The 23,284-nt window shown below is 50.3% G+C and carries 22 protein-coding genes and 1 riboswitch; of the genes, 7 read left to right on the top strand and 15 right to left on the bottom strand.

Translation table 11 applies throughout. The features are described 5' to 3' along the window. Nucleotides 1-249: 249 nt before the first annotated feature. Nucleotides 250-1,011, bottom strand: a complete 762-nt coding sequence (gene map, locus ABIC22_RS06850; protein WP_095361486.1) for a type I methionyl aminopeptidase — start codon at nt 1,009-1,011, stop codon at nt 250-252. A 192-nt stretch (nt 1,012-1,203) separates the two neighbouring features. After that, nucleotides 1,204-1,392 carry a hypothetical protein gene (locus tag ABIC22_RS06855; RefSeq protein WP_017690840.1) on the bottom strand — a complete coding sequence of 63 codons (189 nt, stop codon included), beginning with the start codon at nt 1,390-1,392 and terminating at the stop codon, nt 1,204-1,206. Between the two features lie 398 nt (nt 1,393-1,790). Here ABIC22_RS06855 and ABIC22_RS06860 point away from each other — a divergent pair, with 398 nt between their 5' ends. Beyond that, on the top strand, nt 1,791-2,072 hold the full coding sequence (locus ABIC22_RS06860; protein WP_095361487.1) for a transposase: 282 nt from the start codon (nt 1,791-1,793) through the stop codon (nt 2,070-2,072). Between the two features lie 254 nt (nt 2,073-2,326). Here the strand turns inward: ABIC22_RS06860 and ABIC22_RS06865 are convergent, their stop codons facing one another. Further along, entirely contained in the window at nt 2,327-3,418 is a 1,092-nt protein-coding gene (locus ABIC22_RS06865) for a M48 family metallopeptidase (protein WP_354479602.1), read from the bottom strand. A gap of 393 nt (nt 3,419-3,811) precedes the next feature. Here ABIC22_RS06865 and ABIC22_RS06870 point away from each other — a divergent pair, with 393 nt between their 5' ends. Continuing rightward, nucleotides 3,812-4,150 carry a DUF4870 domain-containing protein gene (locus ABIC22_RS06870; RefSeq protein ID WP_095291885.1) on the top strand — a complete coding sequence of 113 codons (339 nt, stop codon included), beginning with the start codon at nt 3,812-3,814 and terminating at the stop codon, nt 4,148-4,150. 190 nt (nt 4,151-4,340) lie between these two features. On the opposite strand, the gene ABIC22_RS06875 is transcribed toward ABIC22_RS06870, so the two are convergent. Both ABIC22_RS06875 and ABIC22_RS06880 read right to left on the bottom strand, forming a co-directional pair. Beyond that, the gene (locus ABIC22_RS06875; RefSeq protein ID WP_354479605.1) at nt 4,341-5,702 is read right to left on the bottom strand and encodes a nucleobase:cation symporter-2 family protein; all 1,362 of its coding nucleotides are present in this window, start codon (nt 5,700-5,702) and stop codon (nt 4,341-4,343) included. A gap of 1 nt (nt 5,703) precedes the next feature. Beyond that, on the bottom strand, nt 5,704-6,291 hold the full coding sequence (locus tag ABIC22_RS06880; RefSeq protein ID WP_095291883.1) for a xanthine phosphoribosyltransferase: 588 nt from the start codon (nt 6,289-6,291) through the stop codon (nt 5,704-5,706). A gap of 250 nt (nt 6,292-6,541) precedes the next feature. Continuing rightward, nucleotides 6,542-6,641: riboswitch (purine riboswitch) on the bottom strand. Between the two features lie 244 nt (nt 6,642-6,885). On the opposite strand from ABIC22_RS06880, the gene mscL reads away from it, so the two are divergent. Continuing rightward, complete coding sequence (gene mscL / locus ABIC22_RS06885) at nt 6,886-7,380, top strand: large conductance mechanosensitive channel protein MscL (protein ID WP_183525444.1); 495 nt, start codon at nt 6,886-6,888, stop codon at nt 7,378-7,380. A gap of 154 nt (nt 7,381-7,534) precedes the next feature. On the opposite strand, the gene ABIC22_RS06890 is transcribed toward mscL, so the two are convergent. Further along, nucleotides 7,535-7,837: a hypothetical protein gene (locus tag ABIC22_RS06890; protein ID WP_354479608.1), complete on the bottom strand. Its 303-nt coding sequence runs from the start codon at nt 7,835-7,837 to the stop codon at nt 7,535-7,537. 80 nt (nt 7,838-7,917) lie between these two features. Here ABIC22_RS06890 and ABIC22_RS06895 point away from each other — a divergent pair, with 80 nt between their 5' ends. Next, on the top strand, nt 7,918-8,577 hold the full coding sequence (locus tag ABIC22_RS06895; protein ID WP_354479611.1) for an NUDIX hydrolase: 660 nt from the start codon (nt 7,918-7,920) through the stop codon (nt 8,575-8,577). A gap of 240 nt (nt 8,578-8,817) precedes the next feature. Here the strand turns inward: ABIC22_RS06895 and ABIC22_RS06900 are convergent, their stop codons facing one another. Further along, the gene (locus ABIC22_RS06900) at nt 8,818-9,621 is read right to left on the bottom strand and encodes a TrmB family transcriptional regulator (protein ID WP_354479614.1); all 804 of its coding nucleotides are present in this window, start codon (nt 9,619-9,621) and stop codon (nt 8,818-8,820) included. Nucleotides 9,622-9,688: 67 nt separating this feature from the next. Next, nucleotides 9,689-10,483, bottom strand: a complete 795-nt coding sequence (locus ABIC22_RS06905) for a zinc ribbon domain-containing protein (RefSeq protein WP_154896613.1) — start codon at nt 10,481-10,483, stop codon at nt 9,689-9,691. A gap of 338 nt (nt 10,484-10,821) precedes the next feature. On the opposite strand from ABIC22_RS06905, the gene ABIC22_RS06910 reads away from it, so the two are divergent. Together ABIC22_RS06910 and ABIC22_RS06915 are read left to right on the top strand one after the other, a co-directional pair. After that, nucleotides 10,822-13,398, top strand: a complete 2,577-nt coding sequence (locus ABIC22_RS06910) for a UvrD-helicase domain-containing protein (protein ID WP_354479618.1) — start codon at nt 10,822-10,824, stop codon at nt 13,396-13,398. Between the two features lie 291 nt (nt 13,399-13,689). Then, nucleotides 13,690-14,058, top strand: coding sequence for a hypothetical protein (locus tag ABIC22_RS06915; RefSeq protein WP_127539224.1), 369 nt, complete (start codon nt 13,690-13,692; stop codon nt 14,056-14,058). An 85-nt stretch (nt 14,059-14,143) separates the two neighbouring features. Here ABIC22_RS06915 and ABIC22_RS06920 read toward each other — a convergent pair whose 3' ends face one another. Together ABIC22_RS06920 and ABIC22_RS06925 are read right to left on the bottom strand one after the other, a co-directional pair. Then, complete coding sequence (locus ABIC22_RS06920) at nt 14,144-15,214, bottom strand: Gfo/Idh/MocA family protein (RefSeq protein WP_354479621.1); 1,071 nt, start codon at nt 15,212-15,214, stop codon at nt 14,144-14,146. A gap of 42 nt (nt 15,215-15,256) precedes the next feature. Beyond that, on the bottom strand, nt 15,257-15,733 hold the full coding sequence (locus tag ABIC22_RS06925; protein ID WP_127539222.1) for a GNAT family N-acetyltransferase: 477 nt from the start codon (nt 15,731-15,733) through the stop codon (nt 15,257-15,259). Nucleotides 15,734-16,016: 283 nt separating this feature from the next. Here ABIC22_RS06925 and ABIC22_RS06930 point away from each other — a divergent pair, with 283 nt between their 5' ends. Further along, a complete protein-coding gene (locus ABIC22_RS06930) occupies nt 16,017-17,093 on the top strand; it encodes a copper amine oxidase N-terminal domain-containing protein (RefSeq protein WP_354479625.1) in 1,077 nt (358 codons plus the stop codon). Between the two features lie 137 nt (nt 17,094-17,230). On the opposite strand, the gene ABIC22_RS06935 is transcribed toward ABIC22_RS06930, so the two are convergent. From ABIC22_RS06935 to ABIC22_RS06955, 5 genes are all read right to left on the bottom strand, one after another. Then, nucleotides 17,231-17,632, bottom strand: a complete 402-nt coding sequence (locus ABIC22_RS06935; protein WP_354479628.1) for a RidA family protein — start codon at nt 17,630-17,632, stop codon at nt 17,231-17,233. A 219-nt stretch (nt 17,633-17,851) separates the two neighbouring features. Continuing rightward, the gene (locus tag ABIC22_RS06940) at nt 17,852-18,817 is read right to left on the bottom strand and encodes a M15 family metallopeptidase (protein WP_354479630.1); all 966 of its coding nucleotides are present in this window, start codon (nt 18,815-18,817) and stop codon (nt 17,852-17,854) included. A gap of 80 nt (nt 18,818-18,897) precedes the next feature. Further along, nucleotides 18,898-19,074, bottom strand: coding sequence for a hypothetical protein (locus ABIC22_RS06945; protein ID WP_164764301.1), 177 nt, complete (start codon nt 19,072-19,074; stop codon nt 18,898-18,900). Nucleotides 19,075-19,136: 62 nt separating this feature from the next. After that, nucleotides 19,137-19,904, bottom strand: a complete 768-nt coding sequence (locus ABIC22_RS06950) for a hypothetical protein (RefSeq protein WP_354479633.1) — start codon at nt 19,902-19,904, stop codon at nt 19,137-19,139. A gap of 47 nt (nt 19,905-19,951) precedes the next feature. After that, nucleotides 19,952-23,152: a DEAD/DEAH box helicase gene (locus ABIC22_RS06955; RefSeq protein ID WP_354479636.1), complete on the bottom strand. Its 3,201-nt coding sequence runs from the start codon at nt 23,150-23,152 to the stop codon at nt 19,952-19,954. Nucleotides 23,153-23,284 lie beyond the last annotated feature (132 nt).

The raw sequence follows: 23,284 nt of genomic DNA on the forward strand, positions 1-23,284 counted from the left end.
TTGAAAATATTTGCCATATTTCGGCGATTTATCGTGAATTCTCAGTGACTTTTCTCACGTGAAAAACATGCAGTATTATGCAAAAGAATACGAGCTTTTCTCAGCTTCCTTTTTTCCCAGCTTCTACAGGGCCAAATCCTACACTCTGTTCTTATTCTCATCGATGAACTAGCTTTGGCGTCTGACCCTGCATGTTGGCTTCACTCCTAAACGATCATTTGAACAAACCTTACCAGCCTATCAAAGGACTTACGTTCCATCGGTTAGTATAAGCGGTCCATCTCGGGTTATCGCAATTGTATGTTCATACTGGACTCCCCATGTTCCGTCGACCGTCCGGACAGTCCATCCATCTTCATCCCAGAAGACGGCTCCTGAACTGCCTCTCGTAAATATGGGCTCAATTGTAATAACCATGCCTTCCGTAAGCATCATGCCGGTCCTGCGTTTACCATAAGGCAGTACGTTGGGTGGTTCATGAATATACTGCCCAATCCCATGACCAATGAGCGGCTTAACAATGCCATAGCGGTACAATCTCGCAGTTCGTTCAATCGCGTTGCCGATATCCCCCAGCGTATTTCCTGGTACAGCCTGTGCTATAGCCCGGTGGAGGGCCCTTTCTGTGCGTTTCATCAGCTTGCGAATGGATCTGCGTTGTTCGCCAATTCCGTAAGTCCATGCCGAGTCAGCAAGCCAGCCATCCTTGTTTACCACCATATCAATGGTCACAACATCCCCTGCAACCAATTCCCGTTCATCCGGGAAGCCGTGACAGACAACTTCATTCACTGAAGCACAAGTCGCATACGGATAGCCCTTATATCCCTTTTGCTCCGGAGTGGCCCCTCGTTCGGCCAGAAATGCCTCTACCCGTCTGTCGATCTCACCTGTGGTTATGCCAGGGGTAAGCCATTGTTCAATATGCTCGTGGCAGCTTCGCAGAATCCGGCCTGCTTCCCGCATGTAGCCAATCTCTTCTCTTGTTTTCAAAATAGGGTCCACATGCATTCATCCTTCCTGCCTATGTGTACTTCCATGTATATGCAGAAGAAATGCCACACAGCCCAAAAGTGACGCAATGCTTCATGTCCTTTCATTCCAGGAGTAAATCCCAGGACAGCAAAAAAAACCGTCTGCCGGAGCATATCGCCCGGGAGACGGTTCTATTCATATCGGAACAGTATAATTCAATGATGTGTTTCAGGACACGGAAGAATCCATCTTGACAAGCTCGTGCTCGACCACAGAAGTCAATTCTTCCTCATATCCACCCGTAATCCGGTATTTTCTCACGTACTCCTTCACGAATTTTTTTGGATCCTTAGGACGGAAAATCCGAGTCATTTCCCTCAAACTTTCTTTGACCTCATTGTGACCTTTCGTTGCCATTGTAATTCCCTCCCAAAACGTTGAAAGTGAATGCTCCGTTTAGAGAACGCCGAATAAGTCTTAAATGCCATCCATGAAGTTGTGTGCGCGGCTTAAAGCAAGCTTTAGGTCGGGAACCTCGCTGAAAGCAAGTACCTGACACTATAAATACCCGATATGATTCAGTTTGAATCATAATCTTATTGTAGCATATTCGGGAGTATGTTACGACTTGACGATTTTGCTTATTATTTATAACGGTTTTTACGCCCAAAAAGTTTAATCCCGAATCATATTTTATGAATATGTCCCTTCTGTACGGAATTAATTCTATCCAGCATAACACGGAACTATTCGGGGGATATTATCACGGACAACCCATACAGTTAAATTACTGGTATCAAAGGAGGCGCTGTTTCATGGACCGCGAAGAACAGGATATGCTGCCCCTTTCGCATGAAAAGGTGGAAGTCGACGGAGTTTACATCAATGAAGCGGGTCGCGAGGAACATCTGCACCGTGGTCAACATTTCCCGGCTGATCCGGTTCTGGGCAAATCGGAATGGAAGCTGACGGAGTTCATGTTTGAGAATCATCACGAAGGCCGCACGGACGAACGTCTGGTACCCAAAGAGAACGATACCGATAAAATCGGCAAAGTTACTTCTCCACGCAGAAACTTTCAACGAAAAGATCTTTAAATTCATTAAAGCTTAATGATTCTCTCGCAAACATGACTGGGGCACATCCAAGCCATACCTATGGCTGGTGCGCCCTTGTTTTTTTATATAGCTCCCTTACACCGAAGTAAACTTGCTAGCCTGCGCCTCTCAGATCATTTAACAGAATTCTCTGAGAACGTTGTTCCAGATCACGAAACTCTTCGTTAAACCTGCGTTCTCTGGTCGGATCAGGTTTGTATGCAGGAACTATCGCCCAATGCTCTCGAATCAAATCAATTCGATTTTTCATCGGAGGATGGTAAGAACGCTTTTTCATCATAGCGCATTTCTTGAAGACGCTGAAGCCGAAGGATCTCCTGACCAGGAACAGCAGCCATCCGATTTCTGAACTCGTCATACAGTTCCTTGTTATATTGATATTCCGCAACCTGTTCAGCAGTAAGGAAAAAAAGTCCTTCCATTTCAAACTTTAGAAACAGGGACAACACCGCTTCACTCCCAGCTGTCTCTGAAGCCTCATGATCTGCAATATAGAATAATCGGTGCATCTCTTGCCGCATGCTTTTGATCAGTAATGCATAAATACTGCTGATTATAGCAAATAACAGGAGACGAAGTATGATGAGCGGAAACACAACCCAGTATAAAAGTCCGCTTCCTTGAGGATCTACAGTGTCATACCATGAATCCAGCACATGCTTGGCTCGCTCAACCAATGAGCTGTTTGAGATGTTCGGGTGAGCAAAATGGCTCATTTGTTGACTGATCACCGCTATTTTCTCCTGCATTGTTAATGCTGCAAGAAAGGGAACACCGAGCACAATGGCTCTCTTGTTTCTTTTCAGATGCAGTATGTATGCATCGTATTCTTCATTAAGGATAATCATATCCACAGGCGGTACATTCATACGATCTCCAATTTCATCAACCATGCCATATAGTTCGGGAAACTCGTCTCTTCGAATTGCCCTGCCTGGCAGACGCTTGCGATAAGGTAAGATAATCGTGATCCATAGTAGCACCATAACATTTGCTAATATAAATAACCATGAGGAATGGGTTGAATAGAAAAAGATGGCCATACCCAGAATCGCAAAAGTTGATCCATGAACGATGATTGCCAACAAATAGGTATATATCCTCTGTTTACTGAAGGGAAGCCTTCGATCAACGCTATATTTGAATTCTTCGAATAATCGGTCAGTCGACTTTTTCTTTAGTCCTTTATGTATAAGTTCCTCAACCGGCTTCCCTTCTTCCTCGTCAATATTCCAGTTACACTCCTCACACCAGGTGACATACCCTGGATTTACTTTCATCCAGTGTCCACATTCCAGACACTTCTCATATTCGGTTTGATCCAAAACCACTTCCACTCCTCGGCTTCGCTATGTACGGCTAATATCTTGTTCATTTGGTGCTGTCATCTCTAGTTTCCTACTCTTGTCTCCTATGAACGTTAACCTCCTCCCCTAAGTATTCCGTTATGAGACTCATTCAGCCTAATCCCATAAAGGTCTAGGGCAGCTTGTAAGTCTACTATATAATTCGGGATATTATGGAATATTTTGAATATGAAAAAAGTATCAAACTGCAATGTGCAACTATGCACATTACCTCAATTAGAATCTTACTTCCTACGCCACCTCTAAGTTTCCTTGCCTTGTGTTTACTAGTAACATTCGTTGCTAAACCCGGTTCAGTTCTGTCCACTTTCTTCATACCTTAGAGAAAAAGGACAAAGGAGGCTGGACCGGATGTCCCCCATGAAATCCTCAAGCGGCCTGGATGAGAATATCGCCGGCATGCTCTGTTATCTGTTTACCTTCGTAGGTGGAATCGTCTTCCTGGCCGTGGAGAAACGCAGCCGGTTTGTACTGTTTCACGCTCTTCAATCCGTTACGGTCTTTGGCATTATTATGATCGGCCATGTTTTGTCGGCATTTCTGCCTCTATTCGGACCTCTGGTCGCATCCTTGTTATCACTGCTGGGAGTCGTCGTATGGATTATCATGGTCGTCACCAGCTTGCAGGGAAAATGGCTGAAACTGCCTTGGGTAGGGGATTTTGCTGAAAAACAGATGAGACATCTGTAGATTTATTCTTAAAATAAAACAAAAACATCCGAATCACTGCTCTCGTGCAGCGATCCGGATGTTAAGGTGGTATATCATTTATTCCGTGAATGAATCATGCCATTAACTTCATTCATTCATCACGTAACTTATTTATCTTGTGAGTTAACATAGCATCCTTTCCGGATACCACCTAACCACATCTACATATTTATGCTAATTTCTCTGTCTCTCCAAGAATCACATCTGCCTGCTTCTCAGCCATTTTCGCAGCTGTCGCCCTGGTTCCGAGGCCATTAAACAGCAAATTCATAAAGATGGCGGTAAAGCTGCCGGCAATGATTCCGTTACCCAGCATAATTTGTGCCCAGTCCGGTGCACCCGCGAACAGCTCAGGCACAACCGTGACACCCAAGCCCATGCCTACGGAACAAGCGATAATAAACAGGTTCTCATGCCGATTCAGATCGACCTGGCTGCCAATGATGCGAATACCGGATGAAACAACCATCCCGAACAGCGCAACCATCGCTCCGCCCAATACAGAACCGGGTACAAGCTGTGCAAGTGCTGCAATTTTCGGTACGAATCCGATCACGACCAGCAAGCCGCCTGCTACCACGATGACATCCCGAGTTTTAACACGGGTCATCTGTACAAGCCCTACATTTTGTGAATAGGTGGTATATGGGAAAGAGTTAAAAATCCCTCCAAGTACGATTGCGAGCCCTTCCGCTCGATACCCCCGGGCCAAATCTTTAGAGGACAGATCCTTATCCAATATTTTGCCGAGAGCCATAAATACGCCTGTCGATTCAGCTACGCTCACAATGGCCACCAGAATCATCGTCAAGATAGGAACAATCTCAAACGTTGGCGTACCAAAGTAAAATGGCTTCACCATATGGAACCAGCTTGCTTCACGAATCGGGGCAAAATTAACCTCGCCCATAAACCCGGCTGATACCGTACCGGCAAGAAGACCAACCAGAACGGCGATTGAACGGATAAATCCTTTCGTGAAACGAGTCATAAGAATAATAAACACCAATACACCGAAGCCGAGTAGCAGATTCGTCCCGCTTCCGAAGTCTTCCGATCCCTGACCGCCTCCCAGATCTCTGAATGCTACAGGAATCAGTGTCAGACCAATAATGGTCACGACCGAACCTGTCACAACCGGCGGAAACAGACGGATCAGTTTGCCGAACAGCCCCGAGAATAACACTACAAAAATCCCTGACGCAATGACCGCCCCGTAAATGGCAGACACCCCGCTGTTCAGACCAATCAAGATCATTGGAGATACCGCTTGGAACGCACAGCCGAGCATAACGGGCAGCCCAACTCCAAAATAACGATTACCCCATACCTGCAGCAGCGTTGCCACACCGCAAGCCAGCAGGTCAATGGCAATCAAATACGTCAGCTGTTCCTGAGTGAAGCCTAGTGCATTACTAACGATAAGTGGTACGACTACCGCTCCCGCGTACATCGCAAGGACATGCTGCAGACCAAGCGAGAACGTTTTGATAGGATGCCGGTGCCGCTGGAAAATTCGCTCGCGTGCCATATTAGTTTGAGCCCTCCTCATCCGCAAATGTGACCTGTCCATCCGACAGGGCCCCAATGCGAACCAGCGATTCCACACGGTATCCAGCTTCTTGCAGCAAGCGGCCTCCCGGCTGGAATGCCTTCTCTATGACAATACCGATACCGACCACTTCAGCTCCGACCTGCTCAACGATGCGCGCCAGACCAAAGGCCGCCTCACCATTCGCCAGAAAATCATCAATGATCAGCACACGATCGCCAGGCTGCATGAACTTCTTGGCTACCGTAATTTCATTCGTTTCCTGCTTGGTGAATGAGTACACCTTCTCAACCAGAATGTCTTCTGTTAGTGTGAGCGATTTCTGCTTCCGTGCAAAAATCAGCGGCACATTCAGTTCCAGTGCAGTCATGATGCCCGGTGCAATCCCGGACGATTCAATGGTAAGCACCCGCGTAATGTTCTCTCCGTCGAACCGGCGGATGAATTCCTTGCCCACTTCCTTCATGAGAACCGGGTCCATCTGGTGATTCAGGAATGAATCCACTTTGAGTACTTGCTCAGACAGGACGATTCCTTCCTGTCTTACTTTGTCTTTTAACAATTGCATCGTGATTCTTCCCCCTGTGTGCCCTCTATACAGGCAGCCAGCATGTCCATCTCCGACGGTAAAAAAGCAAAAAGCCCGCCTTTTCACACGCTGCGGAAAAACCGGAGACGGGAAAAGACGGGCTTGTACTTATCAGGACAAGCCGTATCGAATACTGCATATACGCATGGATATAATGGACATCCATATATGGGGAACCCCATAGGCTTACATCTTCAGTCATTATCTGAAAAGGTAGCCCAACCATAGCGATCATGCAGATCTTTCCCGTAGTCCGATCATTCCGGTGATCGGGTAGAGACATGCAGGCCTATTCCTGCACATATACGAGTAACGGCATATTTAATTCATTTTTGACTCCAAGATTCGTTACAATATATGATCGCGAACCTGAATATAAAAGTGTAAACGTAACTGACAATGTTAGAAGTATACCGAATCGGCGGCGTGAAATAAAGAAGTATTTTCATGGAAATTGTGAAAACATGTCTTAATCTGTAGACAGGGGGTGATTGGAGCGTGATTTTTTTGTACAATATGATAACGGATGCGCGGCCTACACTATGAATTTATTGGTTAAAGGAGATTGCAGAGATGAAAGGCATACTTAAGGAGTTTAAGGAATTCGCCGTACGCGGCAACGTGATTGACCTGGCAGTCGGTGTCATCATCGGGGCTGCTTTTGGTAAAATCGTCACGTCCCTCGTGAATGATATCATCATGCCCCCTGTCGGAAAGCTGCTTGGTGGCATTGATTTCAGTCAGAAAATCTTTAATCTGGATGGGGATATGAGAACCGCCAGCGGGGAGAAAATCACAACATTGGCTCAAGCCAATGAGGCAGGCGCTACAGTCATCGCCTACGGTCAATTTATCAACATACTCATTGATTTCCTCATTGTTGCATTTTGCATTTTCATGCTCGTCAAGGGCGTCAATTATATTAAAAGCAAAGAGCACAAAAAGCCCGAGCCGAAAAAAACAACCAAGGCCTGCAAGTACTGTCTATCCGAAATACCGGCTGCAGCTACCCGCTGTTCACACTGTACTTCAGAGCTGGAGGCGGAAGGCAGCGGCGCTCCCGCTTAGTCAACAGTTTAACTCCTGTTTCACCCTTTTTATGTAAGGAAATCGCTCGACATGAAAGGTCTCACCCTGGATGGAGGTGGGGCCTTTTTTTCATGATAACCATGAGCAATGAAAGCTGCTGAAACCTATACTCTCTTATTACATTCCTTATGGACTAGAATCGGCGCGGCAGCAGATGCTCCAGAATCGACTTCAGATCCTTATCTTCCTTGTATACTTCTTCCCCGGTATCGAGTTCGGTTACCCGAATATATTCAAAGTTTGCCGAAGCATCAACTGGTTTAAACAGCAATTGCGCTTCATCTTCGAGAAGTACATTGAATCCCATATCCTTAAACATGGTCGTCAGCTGGTTGTTGGCCGGTTCCTGACCTTGCCCGACAAAAATAAGTCCTCTTAGACTTTTACGTTCCTGTGGTTGCGGATAGATAACCTGAAAGTGTACAATGCATTCCATACGTTCGTTCCCCTTTCATTTAAAAAAATACTTTGTGAAATTTTGAACTTTAAAACTTGCTATATAAGGAGATACGTATCATGACCCCAGAACGTTTCGACATTTATGATGATCAGCAAAATTGGATTGGCACAGAGCTTCGCAGTGTGGTGCATGCCAAAGGCTATTGGCACCGATCATTCCACTGCTGGATCGTGCGTGACGATGGTCATCAGCGTATGGTTCTTTTTCAGCGTCGCCGTGATATCAAGGATACCTTCCCGGGTTGTTACGACATTACAGCAGCGGGACATCTCACTGCGGGTGAGCAGCTTGAGGAGGCAAGTCGAGAACTGGAGGAAGAACTCGGCGTACATGCTCCTTTTAAATCCCTGTCTTACCTGCTCACTGCCAAGCAGCAGCTGCAAGGCGAGGTTCGAGGTGTACCATTTATGGACCGGGAATTCAGCTCGGTATACGGCCTATGTCTCAACCAGCCACTCGAGGCTTACACCCTGCAGGCCAGTGAAGTGCACAGCCTATATGAAGCACCACTGCATGATCTGCTCGCCTTGTTTCGTGGGGAAACGGATACGATTCAGGCCACTGGAGTACATGCGGAACAGACTTCTACCCTGGATTCTTCGTCTCTCACTCCGGGACGTCATACTCGCACAATCCATGCTTCGGAGTTCGTGCCCCATGGGACAGAGTATTATATTGGCGTACTCGAAGCTCTATATGACGTGCCCAAAGGCTGATTCATCATTTACTCAAAATCGAGTCTTGTACTTATAACTCCAGTTTCTCAAAATTGGTATGACTTCATACCTTAACTCTAACTCAACAGGACAGCGGTGCCGTGATGAACATCACTGATTTACTTCAAAACACAAAACAGGCGTCTGCCTTCATGGCAGCGCCTGCTCTGTTATAGTCTTCGATTGTTCGGATATTTGCTCTGTTCCAGCGAACCAGGTGAGATCCTCAGCATCCTATGCTCAGCCCTGATCTCCTGCCGCAGGAACAGACCAATAACGTGCGGACAGCTGTTCAAAACGGCGTCCATAGCGGGACTCTAGTTCTTCACCCATATCCTGTTCCAATTCGTACAGTACCAATTCCTGCGCAAAATGATTCAGCAGCAAACCTGTCATGACGGGATGTTCTGTTACAACAGCCTGAGTTGCACAGGATTCCCCACGCATCCCCAGCATGCACCAGCGCCGATCAACGACAATAGAGAACTTTCTCCCGTTTCCTTTACCGTACAGAGGATGCCCAGGCCACGGTGCAGGCTGATCCAAGATCCCCTCGCCACCATCACATGACCATAACAGCCTAACACCCCGATCCTCTGCCTTTTTCAGGAGATCATGCAGCAATTCGGCTTCCTCACGCCAAATGTCCACGACAATCTCATGTTTGGCCTCTGCCAGCTCACGGCTCAGGTTATCGAATACATTTTTGTCCCCTTCGATATTGTAAAAGACCGGTTTCTCAGGTTCATGCTGTGGCATGCTGCTCTGTACATACTCAAGAGAAGCACGCATCTGCCCGGAGATCATTTGAGTCATCTCCTCGGGCTTCAGTACACTGTATTTCGCAGGTTCTCCGGCACTGCAGCGCAGAAATCCGCGTTGCGAGAGCCTCTGCAAGGTGGAATATACATTGGAACGGGACACGCCCAGTCGCTTCGCAACCTCATAGCCGGAGGCCGAACCTTGGCGCGCGAGTTCCACCATAATTTTGGATTCCATCTCGGTAAACCCGAGATGATTCAGATGATGCAGCAGTTGGTCCATATTCCCGTCCCCCCATGCTGTCAGCAACCACACTGCCCTACCTTACTGTGGCAGTGGTCCTACTGCATCAGATCTGTTCCGCACCACAGCGCGGGCACCATTTGGAGCCTTTGGGCAGCTCGGATGCACAAATCTGGCATTTCACCATCTCCCGTGGTACTTCAGTCTGTACGTCAACCGTGTTTACGATCGGATTATTCTCTTTCCAGTAACGGATACGTTCATCGAGTTCCTGCTGCCTTTCCCGTTCACGCAGCATCTCTTCTTCCCGGCGGCGTTCCCATTCTGCATCAAACGCCTCCTTCTCCTCCTGCGTGAATTCGGTACTGTTATATTCGGATTCGGTCTCCAGATCTGCGATGGACGGAATTACCGTATGATAAGGTTCAGTTTCATCCGCTTCATCTTGAATTGTTGTCGTTTCCTCATAGAAAGGGCGTTCCGCACTTTGAGCCACTGCCGCTTCTTGTCGCACAGATGCCGGACCTGCAGTTGATGCTGCAGACTTGAATTCACCCAGTTTACGTCCGCATTTCGGACAGAAATTCGCATCCAGTGAAGCAACGTGCCCGCATTCGCACAACCGCTCATTTTTGAGTTCGGCAATTTTGCTGCGCAAACCATCAATTTCATCCTGCAGTTCATCGCACAGGTGTGACAGATCAACCATTTCTTTTTCGGCGCGCGTCATATCCTGTGCACGGTAACCCTCATAGAAGATGCGACCCATATCTGTAAAATGGACTTCCTGTTCCTGCTGCAAGCCCACGATTTGATTGTTTATTTTCCCAATTTCAACAGCATGCTGTGCACGCTCCGTTGCTTTGTTCGCTCCGTTCTTGATTCGTTGAAGCAATTTCATGACATCTCCTCCTCTGTCCCGTCAGACGTTGAACCCTTCGGGTTCAACTGCAATTTGTTCTTTAATTTTTAATTTTCATAGTATATAACTTATACGATATCATGCCAAAAAGTTGCGCATACGCGCGTGAGTGCCCGTTTTCTGCCGATGCTGGATGAATTCGGGGGCTTTCGTCAGGACCATACGTTCGGGTATAATGAAGCTTTGGCCCGACATAACCGCCGATGTAGGCGACTAACTCTATCATACCAATTTACATTGTGATTGTGAAAAGGGCAAATGGTTTACTTTTAAGCGGGATAGTCCTATCCCTGAATGCATACAGAGGTGGATGAAACATGTTAAGTCCGAACTCAACGTTCTACGCCCGTCCGCTCGGTGTCACTCCGGCGGCATCCCTGCCCCAGTCCCCGTCTGCTCCACTGGAGACCAGTCGGCAGCTCGTGGGCGATGATCATCAGGATGCGCCTTATTTCCGCTCACTGGAAGAGGCAGGCATCCGTCTGAACGGGCCACAAATATCAGCCGTCCGTCACGGCAAAGGTCCCCTGCTGACTCTCGCCGGAGCCGGGTGCGGCAAAACGACCGTACTGGCAGCCAGAGCCGGTTATCTCATGGAAGTCAGCGGCGTTCATGCAGGCAGTATCCTGCTCGTGACATTTACCAACAAGGCCGCTGCCGAGATGAAAGACCGGATCGCATCACTGCCAGGTATTCGCCCAGCAGCCGCACGAGCGGTACAGGCTCGCACGTTCCATTCCTTCGCCCTGACACTGCTGCGTCATTACGGCGTGCAGGAAGAGATCTTTGGGGAACCACGTGCCCAGCATACCGTTATCAAAATGCTTCTTCGGCAGTACGGCATGAGTGAGGCCTTCCAACCCGAAAGTCTGCTGTCCATGCTGTCTGCATGGAAGATGCAGGGCTCCGAAACAACCGACCTTCCTGATAAATCGCAGGAGGAACGTGATGCCAAACGGGTCCTCCTCGGTTACGAGAACTGGAAACGAGAGCGTAACAAGATGGATTTTGACGATATCTTGCTGCGGGCTGCTTCCCTGCTTCGTGATCCCGCCGTGCTGAAGCCGCTTCAGCAGCGTTTTCAGTACATTATGGTCGATGAGTTCCAGGATACGAATAAACTGCAATATGAAATTGTGCAAAAGCTCGCTTCGGCCCATCGCAACCTGATGGTTGTGGGTGACGACGACCAGACGATCTATACGTTCAATGGAGCGCGCCAGGAATCTATTCTTGAATTCGATAAAGTTTACCCCGGGGCACGCATCGTGACGCTGGATATTAATTACCGCAGTGATGCACGCATCCTCGGACTTGGCAGTGAACTGGTGGCCCGCAACAAGCGAAGACGGGATAAGCGGCTGCGTGCAGCCGGTCACCGCGGAGACGCGCCACGCTTCGCCACGCCTTCGAACGCAGAGGAGGAAGCAGCCTGGGTCGTGAACCAGATCTGTCAGCAGGTTGAGGAAGGATTGCACACCTATCGCGATATTGCGATCCTGCACCGAACAGCCAGCAGCAGCCGGGCCGTATTTGAGCAGCTGGTATTGAAAGATGTTCCGTTTGTTCAGCATGGGGCTTCCCCGGTATTCTACGACCAGTCCCTCATCAGGCCCCTGATGGATCATATGCGCCTTTCCCTCAATCCACGCGCTGTAGATGCTCTCCCAAGTGCACTTGGACCACTGTACGTATCCCGTGATGCCGGGCTCGAGTGGATTCAGCGCAGCGAACAGCAGCAAGCCAAAAAGTATCCGCTGATCCATCTGGCCAAATGGGACAAGCTAAAGCCCTTCCAGCAGGAACAGGTCAAGGAACGCATCAAGCTGATCAAGTCGCTGCACAAAATGAAACCGGTCATCGCCATCCAGGAAATGCGTCGCCAGTTTTATGACAAATATATGGAAAGCGGCGATCCCAGCATCTTCACCCACTACAAGGAAACGATGCTGGAGACACTGGACGAATTCGAAGCTGCAGCCAAAAAGTTCGAAACGGTAGAAGAGTTTATAGCGTTTGCCGATGAGCTCTCCCGCAGACACCGTGAAATGGAATCCCTGCGCCGCTCCCAAGACAGCGATGCAGTGCAGCTGATGACCATACACCGGGCCAAGGGACTTGAATTCCCATGCGTATACTGGATCGGTGCCAGCGAGGGCATTGTGCCTCACAGTACAGCCCTGCGGCAGGATATCCCTGAAGATCAAAAGGCAGCTCTTGCAGTTCAACAGACCGATACGGAGCTGGATATGGCTCTGGAAGAAGAACGACGGCTCGCTTATGTTGCGATTACAAGGGCGAAGAAGTACTTATACGTCACTTCTCCGGCCAGTCATCACGGGAAACCGGCAGACGTATCCCGCTTTTTGCTCGAAGCCTTCGGGCTTGAGGTTCCAGACAAACGTAAAGAGCGCGACGATAGCCGAACAGGCCATTCAGCTTCATATGGCAAAGGCAATGGACAATCTGCCCGCTCTGGTACTCGTTCCGAGGGCCGGGATGTGGTACATCGTCGTGCAATCAGCTACAGTGATCGTGACCATGACGTGCACAACGAACGTGACGAGGATCGCCTCAGTGAACGTCGTGGCAGTGGACAAATTCGCAATCATAAGGCGTTCAGCACGACAGGTATTCATCAGGGAAGTCAGGTTGCCCCAGCTTCATCCGGTTCAGGATCATCGTCCTCAGGACGTTCTGAACGCACAGAGACGGTAGCGATCTGGAAATGCAGTTCATCTACCTGTAAGGCATGGCTTCGTCAGAAACCCGCCGTACCTTCTGCAAAAGCAGCTAAACGGGCAGCAGTCGGACCGCCTCCATGCCCCCTGTGTTCAGGATCCATGGAAGCTGGAACACGCGAGGTGCCTGTAACTGGACGGGCAGGACGATAAGCAGCACCTAGAAGGCATGAATCTATATAAAATGCCAGATTGGCGGCAAAGCCTATCCACAATGGTATATTGGTGGATAGGTTTTTTCATGTCATGCCGTTTGCATTACTGTAGACGGGATTGATTTTTTCGAACAGGGTCGGTTGGAAGGCAAAGGGAATGGATGGGGAATTGTAATCGAGCAGTCTCATGAATAGGCACGGGTGAACGGCTGTGCTCGTTTCAGGGCGCTTACTGCTGTTTATTAACAGTAGAAGCGTCTTTTTTCCATTTTAGAATGGAGGTTGGATTATGCAGGACCGTAAAACGCATTATTTTGTATCCGTAACCCATAACCTCATTGAACAGACTCAGAATGAATCAACACCATTTGAAGTTGTGGTGGATGATGAACAGTTAAATCGGCTGAAAGACTTGATGAAAGTGCTGGAGGACGACGATGCCTATACGCTGCAGCGCGCGCCTGTACCCTACAAATCAGCAGATCATGACGAAGCAACCGAACAATTCTCGGATGGTATGACATTGCTGTACAGTTTCCTGTACGACCACGGAACTCCTGATACCCGGCAAGCGATTGAGAGCATGAATGTGCTGCCAAGGCTGCAGGATACGGACTACGATGACCCCGGGTATGAGAACTCTCCAATGAACAAATGACACAGTCAAAAGCATGCGATGCCGCACGATGCGGACCCGCATGCTTTTGTGTGATCGGAACACTCCATCAAACGCTGCGATAAAATTAATCCAGACGAATCTCCTGCCCTTTCTCAGCAGACTCATAGATTCCACATAACATCCTGGTCGAAGCTACCCCGTCCGCAATCGGGCTGATCGGTCCGGTCCCGTTTAAGCAGCAGTCCACAAAGTGATCAATCTGATTCTGGAATGCACTATGAATATGCAGCCCTGTATGATCTGTTTGCGGCTCGATATTCAGGATTGTGTTGTGTTTTTCCGTAACAATCAGTGTCTCAGGTTCAAGTTCAAAGCCTCCGCGTTCACCGTACAATTTGACATAGGATTCCTCCCCGCGAGCATGCAAGGTAAAGCTCACATCCACTGCGAGCGAAGCTCCATTCTCGAAGCGAATCAGTGCGTTTGCCATATCTTCTACGTTATTCACGGCGGAACTGTAATCTGCTGCCTTGTAGAAAGAAAGGTCTTCGATATGAGCACGATTGCCCAGCTTCCGATAGGTGTTCCCACTTACCGAAACAGGTTTCGGCCGGCCCATGAGGTACCAGCATTGGTCGATGATATGTACGCCCAGATCAATAAGAGGACCTCCACCAGAGCGGTTCTTGTCCGCGAACCAGCCTCCGGGATTGCCCAGACGGCGAAGTATGGATGCCTTGGCATAATACAATTGACCAAACTCCCCTGCATCGATAAATTTCCGCAGCATCTGCATATTGTTGTCGAAGCGCCGCACAAATCCAACGATGAAGGTACAGCCGCTTTTCTTCACGGCCTCCTCGATTCGTAAGGCATCTTCCACATTCGTTGCCACAGGCTTCTCCAGCAGCACATGCTTGCCCGCCTCCAGTGCCGCGATGGCAAATTCGGCATGCGTATTGTTCCATGTACAGATGCTGACTGCATCCACGTGCGGGTCCTTTAGCATTTCCCTATAATCGGTGTAGACGGACTGTGCATCATATTTCTGAGCCGCAGCTGTTGCGCGCTGTTCGTTCAGATCACAGATGGCATAGATGACAGCATTCTCGTTTTTGGCATAGCACCTCATATGCAGATCCGAGATGGATCCGGTGCCGATCATTCCGATGTGCAGCATTTTGCTTGTACTCATCTTCGTCCTCCCTTCCCTTTTTCCGGAAGCTTCATGATCTCTCTAGTCTGCCCGCAGCATGCCTCTGTAAATACCCGGTGTAGAATTTTCGATCTTCACGGCACCCAGTGTCCGGGCATAAAAATCCACTGGCCCTGCCGATCCAATGATCGCATAGCCATATCCATCTGCCTTCATGGCGTGCATGCAAGCGAGCAGCAACGCTGTACCCACACCTTTGCCCCGAGCATCCTGATTCACCCCTGTTGGGCCGAAAAAGTTGCGGCATGTCGCTTCGTAACAGGCGAAGCCTATCATTTTTCCATGTTCGAGGGCAATATAACAGGATACGGGCTGGCGTGCAAAGGATACATCACACTCATCTACCCAAGGCTGGCTAAAATGCAATCCAACCCAATCCAGCACGAGCTGCTTCTCCGGGGCGATGGCTCTTCGGATGACGATGGAGGATTGCTCCAGTTTTTTCAAACCACTCTCCTGCTCCGGTAAATCGTAGAGTGCTACCAACATATCGCTCATTTAATCCATTCCTCTCCTCATTGAATGTGATGCTGCTCTTTTTCAAACAACGAAGCGAACAGGAAGCGGACCACAGGTTGTACCACTCACCTGAAATTTAACCGTATCCCGCTGCCTGTAACCTGCAAATTGCCACATGTTGCAAATAATGAGCTGACACGCCACTCACATGACCGAGCATTCAGGTGCAACAATTTACCAAGTTGTCCCGTCTATAAGAATAAGCGCGGCCCTAATTAGGAGTTTACCGCGATATAACCAAGATTAGAAGGGATGAACAACAATGAACAACAACATGAAAAAAGTAAGTGCCCTAATGGTCCTCTCCTTGGCCCTAAGCGGAGGTGCAGCATACGCAGCAACACTGGACACTACACTGTCCGGGAATCAAACTTCCGTAACTGTAGATCATTCATTGTCTGAAGCTGTAAAAGTGTCCGTGAACGGCACAGCGATAGCTGATGGCTATTGGAATAAGGATGGCAAGGAAGCCATGATCGCACTGCGTGATCTCACGGATGCACTGGGTATTGAGTTGAAGTGGAACAAAGAGAACAAGTCGGCTGAGCTGACAAAAGGTAACCTTTGGACACTGGTCATGGCAGACAAGGATCAGTATTCCATCAATAAAATGCTGCTTACACTGGGAACTGCCCCTCAAATCACCGATGGTAAAATGTTTGTACCCGCCTCTTTTGCAGAAAAGGTACTACATACCCAAGTAAATACAACGGGTAACCAAGTCACAATTACAAATGAAGAGGACGTGAAAGAAGTTACGGAGCGTGGTGTCATTACTGGCATGAACCCGGATACGAAGTATCCATCCATTCATATCGGGGGTACAGGTACCGAGGGTCTGGTACTTAATCTGGGCGAGGATACAGTCATCAAGTCAGCAGATGGCAAGGAGATCGAACTTACTGATCTGACCATTGGCATGACCGTAGAAGCTGTGCACGCACCAATCATGACCATGAGTCTTCCACCGCAAACACCGACCTACGAAGTGACTGTTGTGGATACCGTTGCTAAGGAATCCGTTACGAAATCGGAAGATGTTCTGGGTACTTCGGGTACTATTGAAAATGTAAGAACTACGAAAGAACAAGGGACTCAAATCGAGATTTCGGGCATTCGCTTGACCGAAACATCGCCTGACCATGTCATCCTCAACATTTCGGAAGATACCAAGCTGGTCAACCAAAAAGGTGAGGCCATCAAAGCAGAGGAACTGACGAAAGACGCGAAAGTCATTGGATTCTATAGTCCGATGCTGACTCGCAGCCTGCCTCCGATCGGAAATGCCTGGAAAGTGGTCGTGGATACTTCGGGTGCAGAGATTGTGCCGTTTCAATAAGCAGGAGTTGTCACAGGTTTATTAAATTAGACCGATTAAACCTATAACGTTCCCATTGCAAAAAATAACCTTACCCGATCTGTTCTTTTACAGACATGGGATAAGGTTATTTTCCGTTCTTGCTATGTAGCCTTTGTTTATTCGGCTTCTGGATCACTTTCAATAATGGCTTCAACTTCAATCTCAACCATTAACAGGGGATCAATGAGTGCACTCACCTCAACCATAGTGGCTACAGGCTGGATCTGCCCAAAGAATTCGCCATGGGCCTTGCCTACTTCCTCCCAGCGGGAGATATCCGTCACAAACATGCGGGTTCTTATCACATGCGACAAGTCTGCTCCCAGTTCATTGAGCGCCTTCTCAATCGTTTGCAAAACAAATCTGGTCTGGGCGTAAGGATCACCCGCTCCCACTACAACGCCATCCTGCATGGCTGTCGTTCCTGCCACCTCAATCCGATTCCCTACTCGGATAGCCCGGCAATAGCCCACAAGCGGTTCCCATGGGGAACCGGTAAAAATCTGCTGTTTACTCATTGGGTCCTCCCTCGCTCTGCTTGTCATATTCCTGAATAATCTCTGCATTATAACAGTCCGGGCTCAATCTGGGTACCAGAAATTAGGTAATCGGAAGTTATAGAGGCACGAAAAAAAGTCCCGTGTACGTAACCAGCTGCTATGCAACCAGCCACGTTTACAGGACTTTTGTTTTATTTAGGCATTCAAGCACAAATCTAAATATGCTGCATATTCGGCTTACAGTTTAATATTGGCCTCATCAAAGTATTCTTCAAGGGTCAACCCGCTCTTCACAATGTCCGGAGCCAGATCGGTTCCGACATACCGGATGTGCCAAGGCTCGTAGACGTAACCCGTGATATCTTCCTCACCCTTAAGATAGCGAATAACGAAGCCATAGTCTGCAGCATGTTCTGCCAGCCACTCGCCTTCTTTGGAGGTACCAAACACTTCTTCCAGGGCATTACCTACACTCGGGCTGGATACGTCGATCGCAAGACCCGTCTGATGTTCACTTCTGCCTGGCTTAGAGCTCACACGATCTGTATATTCTTGTCCTTTGGTCTGCACATTGTTGTTGTAGATGGAAACCTGGCGTTCATATGAACGGTATCCAGACACCGCACGCAGCTCGATCCCGTCCGCCTCAGCTCCTGCAAACAGCTTCTCCAGCGCCTCTGCAGCTTCCTTCCGCATGTGGCGCTTCTCGTGAGGGCCATCGAAGGAAAATGGCACATTCGGCTCTACCAGATCGCTTGGCTCATAGCCTTCGGGCAGACTGCGCTGCTTGTTCACAATGACCGTCATGGACTCCTCATTGGTAACAACAGATTGGCTGTCAATCGTATTTTGCATCGCACTGATGCTTCGCTTCTCCATCAGAGGATCATCCGCAGCTGTCCCATTCCCAGCATCTGAAGAGTCCTGCTCTTCATCCGCAGAAGCATTGCCGGAATCCCCGTTCTCACCAGAGGATGGCTGATCTGTCCCGCTGCCGTCTGTCTTGTCGCCGTCATCTCCAGTGTCCTCGGTAAAATGCACCGTCGTTCCGTCTGCTTCCTGCTGTGTACCGCCTGCCGCATTCAGATTCTGATTTTCCTCTGATCCCGAGCCATCCTGGCAGGCGGACAGCAATGCTCCGCATATCATAAGCGAGGACAGTAATACCGCCATATGGCGCTGTCTTCCTGGTCGTGATTTCATCTAAAAAACTCCTATCGCAATATAATCATTAAAAAAATAAAATACGCTTCGGGGCATTTCATCCCCTGCGACAGTATACATCAAATTGCAGTGGAGCTCCACCGCTCCAAGCTTACTGGCAGGGAATAGCCTTCATGTGAAAAGGGGCGCACGGCATATACGGCCATTTTTCGGACTTTTAGGGCATCATCCCAACGTTTAATCAGCAGATCCAGATTAAAGTCAGGATTGATATCCTTTCCAACCATGCTCGCCATAAGGCCATCTCACACAGACAAATAAGCGAGGGTGATCCAAGATCTCCCCCGCTTCATGCCTGTTATGATTTGGTTGCCGGGCTGTCCTTCTTCTTCTGGACAGCCTGCCAGATCCGCGCAGCTACACGCTCGCGAATCATGGTCAGACCTGCTGCCACGGGTACTCCCGGCAGCAGCGCGGCCAGTTCCGGCGTTGCCGGGGGCTTGCCCGGCTGCGCCAGCCGCACCTGCACCGCGCCGAAGCCGGGGCCTGGCTGGTGCATGGCACCGTCTGCGGCAGCCTCGGCGATCCACTCGCCGACGGCTGCGCCGCCTTCGCCGCCCCGTGCCTGCGGGCGGCCCGCCGTTTCCGCTGCGCGGCCCGCGCCGCTTGGATCATGGGCCAGTTCCTCTGCCCATGATCCAAGCACGCCGGCAAGCAGCGCTTCGCGCGGCAGGCCGGCGTGCGCCAGCTGCAGCAGCGGCTCGGCCGCGAAGCGCGCGGCGACGGCGTGCTCCGCAGCCGCAGCATGCGCGCAGTCTGCGCGGCCGCAGGTGCATGCCGCAGCGGCCGGCGCAGCAGGCAGCAGCCCCGCGAGCTCCGCCGGGGCAGGGCCGCCGCGAAGCAGCGCGTACAGGGCCAGCGGCCGATTGCGCAGCTGGGCCAGCACGGCCTCGCAAGCATCTTCGCTGAGCTGCGGCAGCGTACCTGTTACCGTGAACAGGCTGGCATCTGTTCCAGCCTGCTCCGCGGCTGCTGATGCGTTCTGACGCGCCTCAGCAGCTTGACTTATCCCCGCTGTCCATCCACCGGGGGACATATGCAGCTCCACATTCCACTTTTCGCTCATAACCTTCCCCCTTCTCATATGATCGCCCACCAATATACTTGTCAAGCTTATAACCACGTCTCACCCTGTAGCGAGATCAGCCCACGCAATTCATCATCAGACATTTCGGTCAGCCAGTTCTCCCCGGAGCCAACCACCTGTTCGGAAAGTGCCTTCTTGCTCTCGATTAACTCATCTATGCGTTCCTCCAGCGTACCCTGGCAGATCAACTTGTGAACCTGCACATTGCGGTTCTGCCCAATTCGGAACACCCGGTCCGTTGCCTGATTCTCCACCGCGGGATTCCACCAGCGATCATAGTGGATGACATGGCTGGCACGCGTCAGATTCAGACCTACCCCACCAGCCCGGAGGGATAGAACGAATAGTGATGGGCCCTCGCCCTTTTGGAATGTCTCCACCATCTCGTCCCTCTGTGCCTTGGACACGCCGCCGTGCAGGAAATACGGTTCTTCCTCATAACGCTGCGTAAGGCGCGATACCAACAGCTCGCCCATTGCCACATATTGAGTGAAAATGAGTGCCGATTCCCCGTTGTCACGGATCGCATCAACCAATTCCAGCAAGCGTTCCATTTTGCCGGATGCCTCCACTTTCGCATGATCCTTGCGGCTGCTGTCTGCCAGTACCGGATGGTCGCAGATTTGCTTCAGTTTGGTGAGCGACGATAATACAATCCCTTTGCGGGCAATGCCGTTTCTGCCATCCAGTCCACCCATTAGGTCATCGACCACACGTTGATATAGGATCGTCTGCTCCGGTGTCAGTGAGCAGTATGATTTCAGCTCCAGCTTCTCCGGCAGATCCTTGCGGATGTCCGGATCGCTTTTGAGCCTACGCAGCATGAACGGCGAAACAAGCCGGTGAAGCTCCCGCAGGGACGTGCTGTTTTCTTCGGATGTCCCCATTCCGGTGTATCGCTGGCGGAACGATGAAGCCGTTCCAAGATATCCAGGATTGAGGAATTGGAAAATGGACCACAGCTCACTCAAACGGTTTTCGACCGGTGTACCGGTCATCGCAATCCGGTGAGGCGCCGATAAGCGCATCACGCTCTGTGCCTGCTTGGTACGATAGTTTTTGATATACTGCGCTTCATCAAGGACCACGGTTGACCAGTGCAATGATGCAAGGTCAGGTCCGTCCCGGCCAGCCAAATGATAGGTCGTCAGCACGATATCATGTGCCTGTGCCTCGGCCTGAAACGCACTGCCATGAAGCCGCTGTCCCCCATGATGGATGTACAGAGACAGATTTGGCGCGAATCGTTTGAGCTCACGCTGCCAGTTGCCAAGCAGAGAGGTGGGACAGACGATGAGTGCTGGCAAGTTGACTGCCTCTGCAGGTACAATCTCGCCAGACTCCGATGGATCACCTGAACCATACATTTCATTTTCACGTGCTTCTTCCACCGCTGCCTGCTGTTCCTCATGTTTCAAGTCGAGCAGGCACGTGATCACCTGAATCGTCTTCCCGAGACCCATATCATCCGCGAGGCAAACTCCGAAGCCAAGCTCACGCATCGCAGACAACCATTGATAGCCGCGCTCCTGATATGGCCGGAGTTCCCCATGCAGCTCCGCGGGCACTTGCCGCGGTTCGATACTGCGAAGCACCTGTCCGTCCAGCAGGAAGGAGAGCAGGCCTTCGGATTCTGCACCAAAGACGGATAATCCCTTCCAGGCTGCATCCTCGCCTTCCTCTGCAGCCAGATGAAGCCATTCAGATAAAGGCATGTATTGTTCTTCTTCTTTTTTCATATAACGCAGAACCTGGCGAATCTCCTTCGTGTCGACTTCGATCCATTCGCCGCGGAACATCACATAAGGTACCGAAGCTTCTGCTAACGCAGCAAGCTCCTCCGCTGTAACAGGTTTGCCGTCCAGCATCGGTTCCGCCTTGAAGGCAACTAGTTGTTCCATTCCCAGAGCATTCGGAGCGCCAGGCGCCCGTTCCGTTCCACGATTGAGCATCTGCAAACGCAGCCCGGCTTTACGCCGACCCGCACGACTCCAGCGGGATGGCATAAGTACGGTTATTCCTGCCTTCTGTAGACGCGGAACCGCATGAGTTAAAAACTCAAAAAAGGACTGCTGCTCCAACTTTATCCCTTCCGGGCGAGGTTGAAGCAGTGCTATTTCCAGTTCAGGTGCCAGCTCACTGGCATGACCGAGGGCCATGAGCAGCTGCTCTGCTGCGGATACGTAGCGCACCTTTCCCCGATCCAGGTCCCGGTCCGGATGAGCCCAAATGGTTCGTGCAGGCAATCTCAGCCCAGCCTCCTGTGCACTATCTGCCCAAAAGGTGATGCCCCACAACGTTTCATGCTCGCCAAGAGGCGGTTCAAGCCGAAGCACCAGCTTCAGTTCCCCTTCAGCAGGGGCAGTTTCCTCACTGCCGATTACCGGCATCCCTGTGCCCCCTGCTTCTCGCAATGTCTCGATCAGCTCTGCCATTTCCTCCGTTGGCCCCTGTACAGTCACGGGACGGAACATCGAGATCAGGCTGTTCCACCACAGTTCGGCTGCAGGAGAAGATCCGCGCCGAAACGGGGTGCGGTATCTTGACAAGTCACTGTCCATCCCTTCCAGTTCTCCTGTCACGACAGCATGAATCATGCCGCTCATGAATGAAAACAGGACAGCAGCCCCTGCCTCCTCCCGAGATTCCGGCTCGGAGGAAGCGTATGCACCAGGTGCAGACAAACCGATTGGCGGCATGGCTTCCGCCAGTTCGCGGAAACGTTCCACATCTGCTTCCTGAGACAGACGAGGTCGCCATACCCCTGTCAGCGTTTCTTGTCCCGTCCGTCGCCGCGCCCCAGTCTTAGCAGCAAATTCGGCAGAAGGAGCAATCTCTCCGCGCAGCAGCAGCTCCTGTGTGAACTGTGCTGCTTTTATCCAGTAGCGAATCTCCTCACCTGCCTGAATCCCTGCGGCCTTCAATATGCTGTCATCCCAATGAAGCAGCAGTTTAAATGTATCTTTGGGCGAGATCGCAAGCCCTTCCAGCGTCCGTCCAAGCAATTGGCGCCGCTTCGTACTCTTGGCTTCCGCAGCATTACGCATCGGATTGGGCCAGCGCAGCTCCGCAAGGCGAAGAGCGGCAGGCTGAAACAGACGACCTCCGTCGCCAAAATTCAGCCTCCTTACCACGTGAGTCCACGCATCCACACGCGGCTCCGATGTTTCACCGGAAAAACAAAAAAATACGTCACCAAGCCATACTCCATACAGCGATTGCATCATTACAGTCTCCCGTCATCCCTTCGCATTGTTACTCTCCATCATATACGAAAATGCCCGGATTTAAAAACCTTTACGCACAAAAATTGCTTTATTCATCTCCTGGTACGCTCCTGATCACTTCAATTCGCATAA

It is taken from the genome of Paenibacillus sp. PvP094 (assembly GCF_040546835.1).
Lineage (GTDB): Bacteria > Bacillota > Bacilli > Paenibacillales > Paenibacillaceae > Paenibacillus > Paenibacillus illinoisensis.

What these genes read in the sequence shown, in the direction of transcription:
- map (WP_095361486.1), bottom strand. Translation starts at nt 1,011, where the DNA reads ATGCATGTGGACCCTATTTTGAAAACAAGAGAAGAGATTGGCTACATG.
- ABIC22_RS06855 (WP_017690840.1), bottom strand. Translation starts at nt 1,392, where the DNA reads ATGGCAACGAAAGGTCACAATGAGGTCAAAGAAAGTTTGAGGGAAATG.
- ABIC22_RS06860 (WP_095361487.1), top strand. Translation starts at nt 1,791, where the DNA reads ATGGACCGCGAAGAACAGGATATGCTGCCCCTTTCGCATGAAAAGGTG.
- ABIC22_RS06870 (WP_095291885.1), top strand. Translation starts at nt 3,812, where the DNA reads ATGTCCCCCATGAAATCCTCAAGCGGCCTGGATGAGAATATCGCCGGC.
- ABIC22_RS06875 (WP_354479605.1), bottom strand. Translation starts at nt 5,702, where the DNA reads ATGGCACGCGAGCGAATTTTCCAGCGGCACCGGCATCCTATCAAAACG.
- ABIC22_RS06880 (WP_095291883.1), bottom strand. Translation starts at nt 6,291, where the DNA reads ATGCAATTGTTAAAAGACAAAGTAAGACAGGAAGGAATCGTCCTGTCT.
- mscL (WP_183525444.1), top strand. Translation starts at nt 6,886, where the DNA reads ATGAAAGGCATACTTAAGGAGTTTAAGGAATTCGCCGTACGCGGCAAC.
- ABIC22_RS06890 (WP_354479608.1), bottom strand. Translation starts at nt 7,837, where the DNA reads ATGGAATGCATTGTACACTTTCAGGTTATCTATCCGCAACCACAGGAA.
- ABIC22_RS06895 (WP_354479611.1), top strand. Translation starts at nt 7,918, where the DNA reads ATGACCCCAGAACGTTTCGACATTTATGATGATCAGCAAAATTGGATT.
- ABIC22_RS06900 (WP_354479614.1), bottom strand. Translation starts at nt 9,621, where the DNA reads ATGGACCAACTGCTGCATCATCTGAATCATCTCGGGTTTACCGAGATG.
- ABIC22_RS06905 (WP_154896613.1), bottom strand. Translation starts at nt 10,483, where the DNA reads ATGAAATTGCTTCAACGAATCAAGAACGGAGCGAACAAAGCAACGGAG.
- ABIC22_RS06910 (WP_354479618.1), top strand. Translation starts at nt 10,822, where the DNA reads ATGTTAAGTCCGAACTCAACGTTCTACGCCCGTCCGCTCGGTGTCACT.
- ABIC22_RS06915 (WP_127539224.1), top strand. Translation starts at nt 13,690, where the DNA reads ATGCAGGACCGTAAAACGCATTATTTTGTATCCGTAACCCATAACCTC.
- ABIC22_RS06920 (WP_354479621.1), bottom strand. Translation starts at nt 15,214, where the DNA reads ATGAGTACAAGCAAAATGCTGCACATCGGAATGATCGGCACCGGATCC.
- ABIC22_RS06925 (WP_127539222.1), bottom strand. Translation starts at nt 15,733, where the DNA reads ATGAGCGATATGTTGGTAGCACTCTACGATTTACCGGAGCAGGAGAGT.
- ABIC22_RS06930 (WP_354479625.1), top strand. Translation starts at nt 16,017, where the DNA reads ATGAACAACAACATGAAAAAAGTAAGTGCCCTAATGGTCCTCTCCTTG.
- ABIC22_RS06935 (WP_354479628.1), bottom strand. Translation starts at nt 17,632, where the DNA reads ATGAGTAAACAGCAGATTTTTACCGGTTCCCCATGGGAACCGCTTGTG.
- ABIC22_RS06940 (WP_354479630.1), bottom strand. Translation starts at nt 18,817, where the DNA reads ATGAAATCACGACCAGGAAGACAGCGCCATATGGCGGTATTACTGTCC.
- ABIC22_RS06945 (WP_164764301.1), bottom strand. Translation starts at nt 19,074, where the DNA reads ATGGCGAGCATGGTTGGAAAGGATATCAATCCTGACTTTAATCTGGAT.
- ABIC22_RS06950 (WP_354479633.1), bottom strand. Translation starts at nt 19,904, where the DNA reads ATGAGCGAAAAGTGGAATGTGGAGCTGCATATGTCCCCCGGTGGATGG.
- ABIC22_RS06955 (WP_354479636.1), bottom strand. Translation starts at nt 23,152, where the DNA reads ATGATGCAATCGCTGTATGGAGTATGGCTTGGTGACGTATTTTTTTGT.